This window comes from Falsiroseomonas sp. (genome assembly GCF_051860665.1).
In the GTDB taxonomy this organism is placed as follows: domain Bacteria; phylum Pseudomonadota; class Alphaproteobacteria; order Acetobacterales; family Acetobacteraceae; genus Falsiroseomonas.
Window position 1 is genome coordinate 75,908 of record NZ_JBHYDM010000012.1, and the last position, 14,127, is coordinate 90,034.

The 14,127-nt window shown below is 70.6% G+C and carries 13 protein-coding genes; 12 read left to right on the forward strand and 1 reads right to left on the reverse strand.

Annotation, left to right across the window (positions count from 1 at the left end; all coding sequences use genetic code 11):
* The first annotated feature begins 15 nt into the window (after nucleotides 1-15).
* The 12 genes from ACTIF1_RS14185 to ACTIF1_RS14240 all read left to right on the forward strand — a co-directional run bounded on the left by ACTIF1_RS14185 (nucleotide 16) and on the right by ACTIF1_RS14240 (nucleotide 13,287).
* Nucleotides 16-1,062: an ABC transporter ATP-binding protein gene (locus ACTIF1_RS14185; RefSeq protein ID WP_439597087.1), complete on the forward strand. Its 1,047-nt coding sequence runs from the start codon at nucleotides 16-18 to the stop codon at nucleotides 1,060-1,062.
* The gene (locus ACTIF1_RS14190; RefSeq protein WP_439597088.1) at nucleotides 1,059-2,102 is read left to right on the forward strand and encodes an extracellular solute-binding protein; all 1,044 of its coding nucleotides are present in this window, start codon (nucleotides 1,059-1,061) and stop codon (nucleotides 2,100-2,102) included. The genes ACTIF1_RS14185 and ACTIF1_RS14190 overlap by 4 nt, the downstream gene beginning before the upstream one ends.
* 22 nt (nucleotides 2,103-2,124) lie before the next feature.
* The gene (locus ACTIF1_RS14195; RefSeq protein WP_439597089.1) at nucleotides 2,125-3,828 is read left to right on the forward strand and encodes an ABC transporter permease subunit; all 1,704 of its coding nucleotides are present in this window, start codon (nucleotides 2,125-2,127) and stop codon (nucleotides 3,826-3,828) included.
* A 100-nt stretch (nucleotides 3,829-3,928) separates the two neighbouring features.
* Nucleotides 3,929-4,297 carry a YciI family protein gene (locus ACTIF1_RS14200; protein ID WP_439597090.1) on the forward strand — a complete coding sequence of 123 codons (369 nt, stop codon included), beginning with the start codon at nucleotides 3,929-3,931 and terminating at the stop codon, nucleotides 4,295-4,297.
* Nucleotides 4,294-5,484, forward strand: a complete 1,191-nt coding sequence (locus tag ACTIF1_RS14205; protein ID WP_439597091.1) for an RNA polymerase sigma factor — start codon at nucleotides 4,294-4,296, stop codon at nucleotides 5,482-5,484. The genes ACTIF1_RS14200 and ACTIF1_RS14205 overlap by 4 nt, the downstream gene beginning before the upstream one ends.
* A gap of 90 nt (nucleotides 5,485-5,574) precedes the next feature.
* A complete protein-coding gene (locus ACTIF1_RS14210) occupies nucleotides 5,575-7,692 on the forward strand; it encodes a hydantoinase/oxoprolinase family protein (protein WP_439597092.1) in 2,118 nt (705 codons plus the stop codon).
* Nucleotides 7,689-9,248: a hydantoinase B/oxoprolinase family protein gene (locus ACTIF1_RS14215; RefSeq protein WP_439597093.1), complete on the forward strand. Its 1,560-nt coding sequence runs from the start codon at nucleotides 7,689-7,691 to the stop codon at nucleotides 9,246-9,248. The genes ACTIF1_RS14210 and ACTIF1_RS14215 overlap by 4 nt, the downstream gene beginning before the upstream one ends.
* Nucleotides 9,249-9,278: 30 nt before the next feature.
* On the forward strand, nucleotides 9,279-10,244 hold the full coding sequence (locus ACTIF1_RS14220) for a Bug family tripartite tricarboxylate transporter substrate binding protein (RefSeq protein ID WP_439597094.1): 966 nt from the start codon (nucleotides 9,279-9,281) through the stop codon (nucleotides 10,242-10,244).
* Nucleotides 10,241-10,954: a class II aldolase/adducin family protein gene (locus tag ACTIF1_RS14225; protein ID WP_439597095.1), complete on the forward strand. Its 714-nt coding sequence runs from the start codon at nucleotides 10,241-10,243 to the stop codon at nucleotides 10,952-10,954. The genes ACTIF1_RS14220 and ACTIF1_RS14225 overlap by 4 nt, the downstream gene beginning before the upstream one ends.
* A complete protein-coding gene (locus ACTIF1_RS14230) occupies nucleotides 10,951-11,910 on the forward strand; it encodes a Bug family tripartite tricarboxylate transporter substrate binding protein (RefSeq protein ID WP_439597096.1) in 960 nt (319 codons plus the stop codon). The genes ACTIF1_RS14225 and ACTIF1_RS14230 overlap by 4 nt, the downstream gene beginning before the upstream one ends.
* Nucleotides 11,907-12,242, forward strand: a complete 336-nt coding sequence (locus ACTIF1_RS14235) for a cupin domain-containing protein (protein ID WP_439597097.1) — start codon at nucleotides 11,907-11,909, stop codon at nucleotides 12,240-12,242. The genes ACTIF1_RS14230 and ACTIF1_RS14235 overlap by 4 nt, the downstream gene beginning before the upstream one ends.
* A complete protein-coding gene (locus ACTIF1_RS14240; RefSeq protein ID WP_439597098.1) occupies nucleotides 12,235-13,287 on the forward strand; it encodes a dihydroorotate dehydrogenase in 1,053 nt (350 codons plus the stop codon). Before ACTIF1_RS14235 ends, ACTIF1_RS14240 begins: the two co-directional genes overlap by 8 nt.
* Here the strand turns inward: ACTIF1_RS14240 and ACTIF1_RS14245 are convergent.
* On the reverse strand, nucleotides 13,251-14,090 hold the full coding sequence (locus tag ACTIF1_RS14245; protein WP_439597099.1) for an IclR family transcriptional regulator: 840 nt from the start codon (nucleotides 14,088-14,090) through the stop codon (nucleotides 13,251-13,253). The two genes, ACTIF1_RS14240 and ACTIF1_RS14245, sit on opposite strands and share 37 nt — an antisense overlap.
* Nucleotides 14,091-14,127 lie beyond the last annotated feature (37 nt).

Sequence of the window (14,127 nt, forward strand, 5' to 3'; positions counted from 1 at the left end):
CTTCGCCTCGACCGGTTGACCAAGCGCTACGGCGCCCATGCCGCGGTCGATGGCGTCTCGCTTTCCGTCGCGCGCGGCGAATGCATCGCTCTCCTCGGCCCCTCCGGCTGCGGCAAGACCACCACGCTGCGGCTGGTGGCCGGCTTCATCCTGCCGGATGAGGGGCATATCCTGCTGGACGGCAAGGCGATCGAGCGCGCGCCACCGCATCGCCGGCAGATCGGCATGGTCTTCCAGAACTACGCGCTGTTCCCGCACCTGACCGCCGCCGGCAATGTCGCCTTCGGCCTGGAGATGCGCAACGTGAACCGCGCCGAGCGCGACCGCCGCGTGACGGAGGCGCTGGCCATGGTGGGCCTGGCGCATCTGGCGGATCGCTACCCCGCGCGCATGTCCGGTGGCCAGCAGCAGCGCGTCGCCCTCGCGCGCGCCCTGGTGATCCGCCCGGAACTGCTGCTGCTGGACGAGCCGCTCTCCAACCTCGATGCCGGGCTGCGCGTGGAAATGCGGGAGGAGATCGCGCGCCTGCGCGACGCCGCCGGCATCACCACGCTGTTCGTGACGCATGACCAGGAGGAGGCGCTGGCGCTGGCCGACCGCGTGGCCGTGATGGATCGCGGCCGCATCGTGGAATGCGCCGCGCCGACGGAGCTGACGGAACGCCCGCGGCACCTCTTCACCGCGGGCTTCCTGGGCGCGCGCAGCGTGCTGGCTGGCCGCGCGGAGGATGGCGCCTTCCGGACGGAGGGTGGCGTCACCCTGCCGCTGCCGGCGGATGCCCCCGCCCGGCCCAGCCACCTGGTGCTGCGCGCCGCGCGCCTCGCGCTGCGGCCAGCTGAGAGCACCGACGCCTATCTGGCGCTGCCCGCGGTGGTGGAGGCGGCGACGCGCCTCGATGACAGCATCCATTACGAGGTCTCGGTCGGGCCGCATCGCCTGCGCGTGCACCGGCCGAGCCATGAGCCTGCCTTCCCGCCCGGTGCCGTCGTGACACTTGCCGCGCCGCCCGAGGCGATCGCCTGGATCGAAGACTTCAACGCCACGACCGGAGCCCTGCCATGACGACCGCCCTCACCCGCCGTGGCCTGCTGGCCACAGCCGCCCTCGCCGCGCCCGCCATCTGGGGCCGCGATGCCGTCGCGCAGATCCGCCGCGGCGATGAGCTGACGGTGGGCATCTGGGGCGGCGTGCAGGAACGCATCACGCGGCAGTATTGCGTGGAGCCGCTGGAGCGGCAGCACGGCGTGAAGATCAACTATATCCTGGGCGGCACGCCGGAACGCCGCGCGCGCGCCTATGCGGAGCGGGGCCGGCCCTCCTTCGACCTGCTCTATCTGAACATCTTCGAAAGCCGCCAGGCGGTGAAGGACGGCGTGACGCTCGCGCCTTCCGCCAATGTGCCGAATTTCGAGCATCTGTACCCGCTCGCGCGCATCGGCGGCTATGGCGTGGCCTTCAACCCCGTCACCATCGTCTATGACCGCCGGCGGGTTTCCGCGCCGATGACTTCCTGGAAGGATTTCTGGCGCGACGACCTGAAGGGCAAGGTGATCTGGCCGACCTATCCGGGCGCGCAGGGCACCGCCGGCCTGCTGATGGCGGCCAAGGTCTGGGGCGGGTCGGAGAACGACATCGACCCCGCCTTCCGCAAGATCGCGGAGCTGAAACCCTTCGCCGCGATCCAGGGCAGCCAGGACCAGCTCTATGGCATGTTCGACCAGCAGGTCGGCGCCGCCAGCGTCGAATTCGGCAGCTTCACGCGCACCTATGCGGAAAGCCGCAACCCGAACATCGTCATCGCCGAACCCAGCGAGGGCCAGGCGGTCGCCGCGAACTACGCCTGCATCACCGCGGGCACGCGCAACCAGGCGCTGGCGGAGGCCTTCGTCAATCTGCACCTCAGCCCGGAATGCCAGAAGGCCTATGCGGAGCAGACCTACTACAGCCCCACCATCCGCAACATCACCCTGCCGCCGGAGCTCGCCGCCAAGCTGGTGATGGGGGAGGAGGCGGTCTCCAAGCTGATCGACTTCGACTGGGATGTGGTGATCCGCAACCAGGCCCGCTGGTCCAGCCGCTTCACCCGCGAGATCGCGGGCTGAATTTTCCCAGGGCGCTTGGCTGATGCAGGATTCCCCCCGCGCGGGCTGGTTGGCCGCGCCCTATGTGCTGTGGTTGCTGGCGGCCTTCGCGGCGCCGCTGGGTGCGGTCGCGCTGCTTTCCGTGCAGGAGAGCAGCGAGATCTTCGCGCCCATCTCGCTCTGGCCCTCCGCCACCCAGTATCAGGAGGTACTGGGCGACCCCTTCTTCCTGCGGCTGCTGCTGAACACCGCGCTGCTGGGCTTCGCGGTGGCGGGCGCCTCCGCCCTGCTCGCCTATCCCCTGGCGCTCTGGCTGACGCGGCTTTCGCCGCGCGCGAAACCCTTCGGGTTTGCCATCATCCTGGTGCCGCTGCTGACCAATGTGGTGGTGCGTTCGCTCGGCATCATCCTTCTATTGGCGCCGCGCGGCGTCGTATCCAATGCCGTGCAGGCCCTGGGCTTTCCGCCGCTGAACCTGCTCTTCGGCTGGTTCGCCGTGGGGCTTTCGCTGGTGCAGGTTTTCCTGCCCTATATGGTCCTCGCGCTGTACGATGTTCTGGACGGGCAGGAGAAGCGGCTGGAGGAGGCGGCGGCCGGCCTCGGCGCCGGGCCGGCGCTGCGCTTCTGGCGGGTGATCTTTCCCCTCTCCCTGCCCGGGCTGCGCGGCGGGCTGACGCTGGTCTTCCTGATGGCCTCCACCGCCTATGTCTCCGCGACGCTCGTCGGCGGGCGCAAGGTGCAGGTCACCGGCATGGTGGTGCTGCGGGAGGGGATGGAGATCCTGAACTACCCGCTCGCCTCCGCGCTGGCCATGCTGATGCTGGCCACCTCAGTCCTCGTCACCTTCCTCTTCGCCCGCGGCATCGGCCGGCTGACACCCTGGGTGGATGCGCGGCCGCCGAGACGCTGGCCAGGCCTTCCGCCGAGGCTGCGTCGCGGCCTGGTGTCGGTGGCGGAGGCGCTGGCGCCCTTCGTCTCGCGCTTCCTGCTGCTGGCGGCGATCGCCATCCTGCTCTTCCCGCTGCTGCTGGTGGCTGTCGCCTCCGTCAACGACACGCCGCAGGCGACCGTCGCGCAATTCGCGGGCTTCACCTGGAAGTGGTATGCGGCGGTGCTGCAGAACGAGCGCTATCTCTCGGATGCCTGGACCAGCCTGCAGATCGCGATCTGCTGCGTCGTCATCTCCCTCGCCCTCGCCTTGCCCGCCGCCTTCGCGCTGGTGCGCGCCGGCTTCGCGGGGAAGGAAGCGGTGGGCGCCTTCCTGATGCTGCCGCTGGCCCTGCCCGGCATCGCCATCGGCCTCGGCATGCTGCGGCTGCTGCAATGGTTCAACCAGGTGCCGCCCTTCCTCGGCGTGCTGGCGGTGCATGTGGTGCTGGTCACGCCCTTCATGCTGGCGCTGCTGCGCGCCTCCGTGGCGCAGTTGGATCGCGGGCTGGAGGAAGCCGCCGGCGGGCTCGGCGCGACGCCATCGCGGGTCTTCCGCCGCGTCATCCTTCCGCAACTCGCGCCGGGCATCGCCGTCTCCTGCGTCATCGGCTTCCTGCTGTCCTTCGGCGAGGTCACCGTCACCGCCTTCCTCACCACCGCGCGGCTGCAGACCCTGCCGGTGCGCATCTATGCCGAGGCGACCTTCAGCCTGGAGAATACGGTGAACGCCATCTCCACCATCTTCATCCTGGTGACGGTGGCGCTGCTGATCCTGGTGAACCGGCTGATGCCGCTCGACCGCGTCTGGAAGCGTTAGCGCCCCGAAAAAAGATTGCGCCTCCTGTCGAAATGACTGAGGTCCGGGTGTCTTCGTCACAGCCAGGCCATTTCCGGCCCGGCGCGAAGGAGAGACCCCGATGCAGTTCATGATGCTGCTGACCGAGACCGCCACCGAATTCGCCCATCGCGACGACCCGGCCAAGGCCCCGGCCTATTGGGCGGGCTGGACCGCCTTCATCGGTGCCATGGCCCAGGCCGGCATCATCGTCCGGGGCGACGGGCTGCTGCCGCCCGCCACCGGCACCACGCTGCGCATCCGCGACGGCAAGCCCGTGGTGCAGGACGGGCCCTTCGCCGACAGCAAGGAACAGCTCGGCGGCTATTTCATCATCGAGGTGCCGGACCTCGACACCGCGCTGTCCTGGGCCGCCCGCGCCCCCTCCGCCACCTATGCGGCCGTGGAGATCCGGCCCCTGCTGCCGCCGATGCCCAGCGTCAGCGGGTGACGCCGGCGCAGCAGGCGGCCGAGCAGGCGGCCCGCGCCGCCTATGGCCGCCTGGTCGCGCGCCTCGCCGCCCGGTCCCGCGACATCGCCGGCGCCGAGGATGCGCTGGCCGAGGCCTTTGCTGCCGCGCTGCGCCACTGGCCGCAGCGCGGCGTGCCGGCCTCGCCCGAGGCCTGGCTGCTGACCGTGGCACGCAATGCCCAGCGCAATGCGGGCCGGCATCGGCGCGTGCGGGAGGCCGCGGTGCCTGAGCTGGAGCTGCGCCAGGCGGAGCTGGCGGCGCCTGGCGCGGACTGGCCGGATGAGCGCCTGAAGCTGCTCTTCGTCTGCGCACATCCCGCCATCGATCCCGGCATCCGCACGCCGCTGATGCTGCAGGTGGTGCTGGGGCTGGACGCCGCGCGCATCGCCAGCGCGCTGCTGCTGGCCCCCGCCGCCATGAGCCAGCGGCTGGTGCGGGCCAAGGCCAAGATCCGTGACGCCGGCCTGCGCTTCGAATTGCCGGAGCGCGAGGAGATGCCCGGCCGCCTGGGTGCGGTGGTGGAGGCCGTCTACGCCGCCTATGGCACCGGCTGGGAGGGCGCCGGCCCGCGCGGCCTGGCGGAGGAGGCAATGGCGCTCGGCCGGCTGCTGGTCGAGGCACTGCCGGGGGAGCCGGAGGCCAAGGGCCTGCTCGCCCTGATGCTCCATTGCGAGGCGCGTCGCGGTGCGCGGCGCGATGCCGAGGGGCGCTTCGTGCCGCTGGCCCGGCAGGATCCGCGCCGGTGGTCGCGCGACCTGATGGCGGAGGCGGAGCGGCTGCTGGTGGAAGGCGCCCGCGCCGGCCGCTTCGGCCGCTTCCTCTGCGAGGCCGCGATCCAATCCGTGCATGCGCAGCGCGCCGCGACGGGCCGCACGGACCATGCGGCACTGCGGCTGCTGTATGACCTTCTGGCGGAACAGGCGCCGAGCCTCGGCGTGCTGACGGCACGCGCGGCGGCGCTGCTGGAGGCGGGCGACATCCGGGCCGCGGAAGCGGCGCTGGCGGCGCTGCCGGCGGAACGCGTCGCCGCCTACCAGCCCTATTGGGCGACGCGGGCCGCGCTGCTGCGCTGCCAGGGTCGTGACGCGGAGGAAGCGGCGGCGCGGCAGCGGGCCATCGGGCTGACCGAGGATCCCGCCATCCGCGATTTTCTCAGGGACGGTTGACGCCAAGCCGCGCGGCGGCGCATGCTTTCCTCAAGAAGGACGACGTCCTGCAATGCGAGACACCCATCTCGCAGGACGAGGGAAGGAAGCGTGGTGCCGGATGATGTGCAGAGCGCGGGCCTGCGGCCCGTGACGGCGAGGACGGGCTATGCCCTGGCGGTCGATATCGGCGGCACCTTCACCGATGTGGTGCTGCGCCATGGCAATGGCCTCGCCTTCACCGACAAGACCCTGACCACCCACCAGAACCTGCTGGAGGGATTCTTCCGCGCGGTGGACCTGGCGCTGTCCCGCGCCGGCGTTGGCGCGGAGGCGGTGACGGAGGTGACGGTGCATGCCACCACCCTCGTCACCAACGCCGTCATCGAGCGCCGCGGCCCACCCACGGCCCTGCTCGCGACCGGGGGCTTTCGCGATGTCCTGCGCATCCGCAACGAGCATCGCTACGACATGTTCGACCCGCAGATCGAATTCCCCGATCCGCTGGTGCCGGATACGCTGGTCTTCACGCTGGATGAGCGCATGCTGGCCGATGGCAGCGTGGCGAAGCCGGTGGACGCCGCCGAGGCCGAGGCGGTGGCGCGCGACATGCAGGCCGCCGGCGTGCAGGCGGTGGGCATCTGCCTGCTGAATGCCTACCGAAACGGCGCGCATGAGCGGGCGGCGCGGGAGGCCATCCAGCGCGCCGCGCCGGGCATGGCGGTGACCCTCTCCTCCGAGGTCTCGCCGCAGATCCGCGAATATCCCCGCGCCTCCACCACGGTCATGAATGCCTATACCCAGCCGATCGTGGCGCCCTATCTGGAGGCGCTGTCGGCCGAACTGCGCCGCCGCGGTTTTCGCAATCGGCCGCTGATCATGCTGTCGAATGGCGGCGTGGTCGGCACGACCGTGGCCGGCGGCTTTCCCGTGCGCATGATCGAAAGCGGCCCCGCCGCGGGCGCGCTGGCCGCGGCGCATTTCGCCGAGGTGATGAGCTTCGAAAAACTGCTGTCCTTCGACATGGGCGGCACCACGGCCAAGGCCTGCCTGATCCTGGACCGGCGCCCGCTGGTGGCGGGCGAGTTCGAGGTGGATCGCCGCTATCGCTTCAAGCCCGGAAGCGGCTTTCCCATCACCATCCCGGCCGTCGACATGATCGAGATCGGCGCCGGCGGCGGCTCCATCGCGCGCATCGACAATCTCGGCCTGCTGAAGGTCGGGCCGCGCAGCGCGGGGTCGGAACCAGGCCCCGTCTGCTACGGCCGCGGCGGCACGCAGCCGACGGTGACGGATGCGGATGTGGTGCTAGGCCTGCTGGATACGGAACGCTTCCTGGGCGGGGACATGAAGCTGGACCGCGCGGGCGCGGAAGCCGCGCTGGGCGCCTTGGGCGAAAGGCTGGGCGTCGATGCGGTGGCCGCGGCGCGCGGTGTCTTCGAAGTGGTCTGCGAGCAGATGGCCGGCGCCGCCCGCGCCCATGCCACGGATCGCGGCCTGGATTGGCGCGGCCTGCCGATGCTGGCCTTCGGCGGCGCCGGCCCGGTGCATGCATGCCGCGTTGCGGAGCTTTTGGAATGCTCGCAGGTGGTCTTCCCGCCGATGGCGAGCGTGCTTTCGGCCTTCGGCACGCTGGTCTCCCCGGTGCGGCTGGACCTGGTGCGCTCCGCGCTCTCGCCACTGGCGACGCTGGACTGGGACGCGACGCGGGCGCTGGTCGAGTCCATGGCCGAGGAAGGCCGCGCCGCGCTGGCCGAGGCGGGCGTGAAAGCCACCGATGCCACACTGGAGCTCGCCGTCGATTGCCGTTATCGCGGCCAGCAGAACGAGGTGACGGCCGACCTGCCGCTCTCGGTGCTGGAGGCCGGCGATGCCGCCGCGCTGCGCCAGGCTTTCGAGGTCGCCTACCAGGCGCTCTACGGCATCACCCTGCCCGATGTGCCGGTGGAAGTCGTCACCTGGCGCCTCGCCGCGCGCGGCCCCATCCCGCAGGCGAGCCGCGCGCCCGCCGCCGGTGGCAGCACCGCCAGCCCGCGCACGCAGCGCCGCGTGGCGGTGGAGCCCGGCGTGCCGCTGGTGCCGGTCTATGACCGCGCGGCGCTCGCCGTGGGCCAGCGCATCGCCGGGCCTGTCATCATCGAGGAACGGGAAACCACGCTGGTGGTGCTGCGCGGCTGGGTGGCCAGCGTGCACCCCACCGGCGCCCTGGTCGCGGAGCGCGAGGCATGAGCAAGCTGGATGGCATCGCCCTGGAAATCCAGTGGTCGAACCTGATCGCCACCGTCACCGAACAGGCCCGCGCGCTGCAGCGCATCGCCTTCAGCCCGATCGTGCGCGAGGCCGGCGACCTCGCCACCGCGCTGTTTGACCGGCAGGGGCGGATGGTGGCGCAGGCCGTCACCGGCACGCCCGGCCATATCAACAGCCTCGCCGCCGCCGGCCAGCATTTTGTCCGCGAGTTTCCGCCGGATACGCTGCATCCCGGCGACGTTCTCATCACCAACGACCCCTGGCTCAGCGCGGGGCATTTCTTCGACATCACGGTGATGACGCCGGTCTTCCGGCGGGATCGCTGCATCGGCTTCTTCGGCAGCACCATCCACCACACGGATATCGGCGGCTATGGCGTCGGCGCCGGGGCGCGCGACGTGCATGAGGAGGGCCTGTGGATTCCACTGGCCAAGCTGTACGAGAAGGGCGTGCCGAACGCGCTGCTGCACAGCATCATCCGCCGCAATGTACGCACGCCGGAACACGTCTCGGGCGATCTCGCCGCGCAGGTCGCCGCGGGACGCGTCGGCGCGGAGCGGCTGAATGCGCTCTGCGACCGCACGGGGATGGACGACATCCAGGACCTCGCGGAAGCGATCCTCGACCGGTCGGAACAGGCAACGCGGGACAGCATCCGCAAGCTCGCCGCCGGCACCTATCACGGCGAGAGCATCTTCGATGTGCCCGGCGGCGCGAAGATCACGCTGAAGGCGGCGGTCACGGTGGATGTGGAAGCCGGCGACCTCATCATCGACTTCACCGGCAGCAGCCCGGAGGCGCCGATCGGCATCAACGTGGTGCTGAACTACACCGCCGCCTATGCCAATTTCGCCGTGCGCGCCTGCCTCGACCCCGACCTGCCCAACAATTTCGGCAGCCTGCTTCCCGTCAAGGTCGTGGCGCCGGAAGGCTGCATCGTGAACTGCCGCTACCCGGCCCCGGTGAATGCACGGCACGTCGTTGGCATGTATGTGCCGATGCCCGTGCTGAAGGCGCTGCACCAGGTGATGCCGGATCGCGTGCTGGCGGAGGGCTCCGGCGCGGTCTGGACCATCCAGATCCAGGGCAAGACGGAGGACGGCGCCAACTTCACCTCCTCCATGTTCAACTACTCCGGCGGCATGGGCGCGCGGCGGGACAAGCCGGGGCTGGACGCCACCTGCTACCCCACCGGAGTCGCCGCCGTGCCGGTGGAAGTGCTGGAAGCCGCCATGCCCATCGTCTTCACGCGCAAGGAGCTGCGCCACGGATCGGGCGGCGCCGGACGGCAGCGCGGCGGCGATGGCCAGTTCATCGGTTTTCGCATGCGCACCAGGGAACCCTGGCTGCTGAACGTGGTGGCCAGCCGCACGGATCTCGGGCCGGAGGGGCTGGAAGGTGGCGAGGGCGGCCAGCCCGGTCGCTTCCTGGTGAACGGCCAGCCCGTGAACAAGTCGCAGAAGATGGCGATGGCAGCTGATGACGACGTGATGATGGAAACGCCGGGCGGCGGGGGCTACGGTCCCCCCACCTGAGCGACAGAGTCAGGGAGGAAACAGACAAAAATGTTCGGACGACGCGCGCTGCTCGGCGGCGCCTCGGCGCTGGCCATGCCGGCCATTGCCACCGCACAGCCGCTGTTCACGCGGCCCGTGCGCTTCGTGCTCGGCTTCGCCGCGGGCGGCGCCGGCGACATCACGGTGCGGATGCTGACGCCGCATATGCAGGCCGAGATCGGCCAGCCCATCGTGGTGGACAACCGCCCCGGCGCCGGCGGGTTGATCAGCGGCGAGGCGGTGGCGCGCGCCGCACCCGATGGCCACACCATGTACCTGCTGACCACCAGCAACATGGCCGCCCCGGCCTTCTACCGCAGCATGCCCTTCGACGTGACGAAGGATTTCACGCCGGTCGGCCGCATGGTCTGGTACGATCACGTCATCGCCGTGAATCCGCGCCTGCCCGTCAACAGCCTGGCGGAGCTGATCGCCTATGCGAAGGCGCGGCCGGGCGCGCTGAACATCGGCTCCATCGCGGTGGGCAATGCGCAGCATCTCGGCGTCGAGCTGTTCCGCGCCATGGCGCAGGCGGAGATGACCACCGTCACCTTCCGCTCCTCGCCGGAGTTGATCCTGTCGCTGACCAATGGCGACGTGCAGGTCGCCGGCGAACTGCTCGCGCCGCTGATCCCGCATGTGCGGTCGGGGGCCGTAAAACTGCTGGCGGTGACGGCGCCGCGCCGCTTCCCGACGCTGCCCGATGTGCCGACCAGCGCTGAAAGCGGCCTGCCGGACTATATCGTGCGGTCCTGGAACGCCGTGGTCTTCCCCGCCAATACGCCACGGCCGCTGGTGGAGGCGATGAACCGCGCGATCCGCCGCGCGCTCGACGTGCCGGAAATCCGCAACCGGCTGATCGAGCTCGGCGGCCTGCCGGAGGCGAGCAGCCCGGAGGAGCTCGGCGCCATGATCCCCGCCGAGGTCGCCGCCTGGGGCCGCATGGCGCAGCTCGCGGGTGTCGAGAAGCAATGAGCGAGGCCGCACTCAAGCAGGACCTGCTGCACGCCTACCACATCCTCGATGCCGATGGTCAGGCGAGCGGCATCGCCGGCCATCTGACGGCGCGGCTGCCGGGCGCCGATCGCTTCTGGTCGCATCGCTGGGGCATCGGCTTCGACGAGGTGCGGGCGGAGGGGCTGATCGAGGCGGATTTCGACCTGCGCACCATCCGTGGCGAAGGCCAGGTGAATCCCACGCTGCATATCCACACGCGCATCTATCGCGCGCGGCCGGATGTCGCCTGCATCATCCACACCCATGGCAAGGCGGGCGTGGCGCTCGGCTGCGCCGGGATGACGCTGGAGACCATCACCCAGACCGGCGCGGTGTTCCATGACGACATCGCGCTGTTCGACGAATTCCACGGCATTGTGCTGGACACGAATGAGGGCGATGCCATCGCCGCAGCGCTCGGCGGCAAGCGCGGCTTGCTGCTCAAGAACCACGGCGCGCTGGTGGTGGGTGCCAATGTGGCAGAGGCCTGCATCGGCATGACGGTGCTGGAATGGGCGGCGGACGTGCAGCTGCGCGCCGCGGCCGCGGGCCCCTTGCAGCACCTGGACCCGGCGGCCGCCGCGCAATCAAAGCGCTTCCTGCTGGATGCAAAGAACCTCGGACTCCGCTGGGACTTCCTGAAACGCAAGATCGGCCGCAGCCGACCCTTCCTGGGAGACGCCACATGAAACGCCTGCTGCTCGCCAGCCTGATGGCCTTGGCGACGCTGCCCGCCCTCGCGCAGGACAACTTCCCGAACCGCCCGCTGCGCTGGGTGGTGGGTTTTGGCGCCGGCGGCGTCGGCGACATGACGGCGCGGCTGGTCGGCCAGAAACTGTCGGAGGGCCTGGGCCAGCCGGTGGTGATCGAGAACCGCCCCTCCGCCGGGGGCATCCTGGCGACGGAGACGGTGGCGCGCGCGGCGCCGGATGGGCATACGCTGCTGCTGGTGACGGCGACCGCCGCGACGGCGCCGCATCTGTTCCGGACCCTGCCCTATCACCCCATCGACGAATTCGAATTCGTCAGCCAGATCGCCTCCTTCCCGCAGATCATCGTCACCAGTGCGAATTCGCCCTATCGCAGCCTGCAGGACCTGATGACGGCGGCGCGCGCGCAGCCCGGCCGCGTGAACCTCGGCTCGGTCAGCGTCGGTACCGCGCTGCACCTCTCGCTCGCGCTGTTCCAGTCCATGGGGCAATTGCCGGTGGAGATCGTCACATATCGCACCACGGGCGAACTGCTGAACGCGACCGCCACCGGCGATATCGCCGGCGCGATGGAGGTGGCGGCAACGACGCTCGGGCAGATCTCCGGCGGCCGGCTGCGCGCGCTGGCCGTCACCTCCCCACGTCGCACTTCGGTGCTGCCGGATGTGCCGACGATCGCCGAAAGCGGGCTGCCGGACTACAACGTCGTCACCTGGAACGCGATGGCCGCGCCGCGCGGCACGCCGCGCCCGATCATCGACCGGCTGAATGCGGAGGTGCACCGCGTGCTGGCCCTGCAGGAGGTGCGCGACCGTCTGCTGCCCCTGGCGGTGGAACTCACGCCGACCACGCCGGAGGCGATGCGGCAGATGCTGGTGGAGGAAACGGCGCTCTGGGGCCGCGTGATCCGCGCCGCGAATATCGAGAGGCAATGATGCAGATCCCGACCATCGACTGGAACGCCATCCCCTGGACACCCGTGCGCGAGGGCGTCGAACGCAAGGGTTTTACTGGCAAAGGCGCGACGCTGGCCCTTCACCGGCTGATGCCGGGACATGAGCCGAAGCCCCATAGCCACCACTTCGAGCAGATCGTTTATATCCTGGCCGGCACCATCGACTTCCATATCGAGGGCACGGTGCATCGGCTGTCTGCCGGCGGGCTGCTGGTGGTGCCGCCGAATGCGCTGCATCACGGCGTGGTGGTGGGCGACGAGCCGGTACTGAACCTCGATGTCTTCACGCCGGCGCGGCCCGAATATGCCTGATCTCTCGATCCGCATCGGCGGCGTCACGCTGAACAATCCGGTCATCATCGGCTCGGGCGATCATGTCATGACCGCCGGCGGCCTCGCCGCCGCGCGGGCCACCGGCGCCGGCGCGGTGGTGGCGAAATCCATCAACGAGAGCGAGGCGGCGAAGCGCCAGCTGGATGGCAGCGACCATGTGCTGCTCGACAGCCGCTGGCGCCCCCTGCCCTGGGATTTCGCCCCGCCCGCCGATGCCATGCTCTTCGGCCGCTCCGGCCTGCAGCAGGCGGCCAGCGCCGACTGGATCGCGGAAGTCGCGGCACAGGACCGGATCGCGGCGGAGACCGGGCAATACGTCATCGGCTCGATCATCCTCGCAAATCTCGACGTCGCCTGCGACCTGGCGCGGCAGTACCAGGCGGCCGGCATCCGCATCCTGGAACTGAACATCGGCGCGCCGCATGGCGACGAGGCGGTGCCCGGCGCCATCATCCAGGAACGCGCGGCGAGCCGGGTGCGGGAGATCACGGCGCGGCTGCGCGCCGCCATCACCATCCCGCTCTGGATCAAGCTGACCGGGCAGAGCGAGGATGTGGCGGGCCTCGCCGCCGCCGCGCGGGACGGTGGCGCGGATGCCGTCATCGTCATGGGCCGCTTCATGGCGCTGGTGCCGGATGTGGAGACGCGCGCGCCGATGCTCGGCACGGCGGGCGCCATCGGCGGGCCCTGGTCGCTCGCGCTGACCTGCCGCTGGCTGGCGCAGGCGCGCAAGAAGCTCGGCCCGGATTTCCCGTTGCTCGGCACCAATGGCGCGCGGGATGGGCTGGACGTGGTGCGCTTCCTGCTGGCCGGCGCGCGGGCGGTGGAGATGACCAGCGCGGTGATGGCGGGCGGTTTTGCGGTCGCGCGGGATGCGGTCTCCGAGATCGCGCTGTATCTCGCCCGCACCGGCGGCCGCGTGGAGGACCTCATCGGCCTCGCGGCGGAGCGGCAGCTGGGCTACGGCGTGCAGCCCGATCGCCCCGGCTATTGGCGCGACTTCGTGCCGCCCGAGGCGCGCTGAGGTTCCGCGCCCAGCCGCGCGCTGATCTCGCCGGCGGCCTCCTGCAGCGCCGCCAGCATCGCCGCATCCGGCGGGTCCTGCACGAATTGCACGGACCCCACCAGGCCAAGCGAGCCCACCAGCACCTGGCCGGCCGCGAAGATCGGCGCGGCGAGCACATTGATGCCCAGCAGCGCCTCCTGCGGCGCCGTCTCCCAGCCGCGCGCGCGCACCGCCTCCAGCCGCGCCTGCAGTTTCGCGGGGTCGGTCAGGGAATGCGGCGTCAGCTTCTCCAGCGGGCCGGCCAGGCTGCGGGCGCGGGCCTCGGCGGGGCCGAAGGCCAGCATGATTCGCCCCTGCGCGGAGCAATGCGCCGGCGGGCGGTTGCCGGGCTGCACGCTGATCAGCACCTTGTTCGGCGCCTCCAGCGCATGGACCACCAGCGGGTCGCCGCCGGTCGGCACCGCCAGCAGCACGGATTGCCCGACCGCGTCGCGCAGCCGGTGCATGGCGGGTTCCGCCACGCGCTTCAGGTCGAATTGCTCGCCGGCTGCCTGGCCGATCTGGAACATGCGCCAGGTCAGGTGGTAGCGCTCCGTCGTCTCCTCCTGCGCCACCAGCCCGGCGAGGCGCAGCGTGACGAGGTGGCGATGCACGCGGCCCTTCGGCTCGCCCAGGTGGCGGGCCAGGTCGGAGACGCGCAGCGGCCCGCCGGCCAGCGCCATCGCCTCCAGCACCCGCACCGCCATCAGCACGGAACGGACGGCGGTGGTGCCCTCTTCCGTCGCATCCTCCCCGGATGTCGCTTTTGTTTGGCTTGTCATTCCGGCCAGCCTGCGGCCCAAGGGGGGCGCTGTCCAT

Bases quoted from the DNA above. Each gene is read 5' to 3' on its own strand.
- ACTIF1_RS14190 (WP_439597088.1), top strand. From the start codon at position 1,059: ATGACGACCGCCCTCACCCGCCGTGGCCTGCTGGCCACAGCCGCCCTC.
- ACTIF1_RS14195 (WP_439597089.1), top strand. From the start codon at position 2,125: ATGCAGGATTCCCCCCGCGCGGGCTGGTTGGCCGCGCCCTATGTGCTG.
- ACTIF1_RS14200 (WP_439597090.1), top strand. From the start codon at position 3,929: ATGCAGTTCATGATGCTGCTGACCGAGACCGCCACCGAATTCGCCCAT.
- ACTIF1_RS14215 (WP_439597093.1), top strand. From the start codon at position 7,689: ATGAGCAAGCTGGATGGCATCGCCCTGGAAATCCAGTGGTCGAACCTG.
- ACTIF1_RS14220 (WP_439597094.1), top strand. From the start codon at position 9,279: ATGTTCGGACGACGCGCGCTGCTCGGCGGCGCCTCGGCGCTGGCCATG.
- ACTIF1_RS14225 (WP_439597095.1), top strand. From the start codon at position 10,241: ATGAGCGAGGCCGCACTCAAGCAGGACCTGCTGCACGCCTACCACATC.
- ACTIF1_RS14230 (WP_439597096.1), top strand. From the start codon at position 10,951: ATGAAACGCCTGCTGCTCGCCAGCCTGATGGCCTTGGCGACGCTGCCC.
- ACTIF1_RS14235 (WP_439597097.1), top strand. From the start codon at position 11,907: ATGATGCAGATCCCGACCATCGACTGGAACGCCATCCCCTGGACACCC.
- ACTIF1_RS14240 (WP_439597098.1), top strand. From the start codon at position 12,235: ATGCCTGATCTCTCGATCCGCATCGGCGGCGTCACGCTGAACAATCCG.
- ACTIF1_RS14245 (WP_439597099.1), bottom strand. From the start codon at position 14,090: ATGACAAGCCAAACAAAAGCGACATCCGGGGAGGATGCGACGGAAGAG.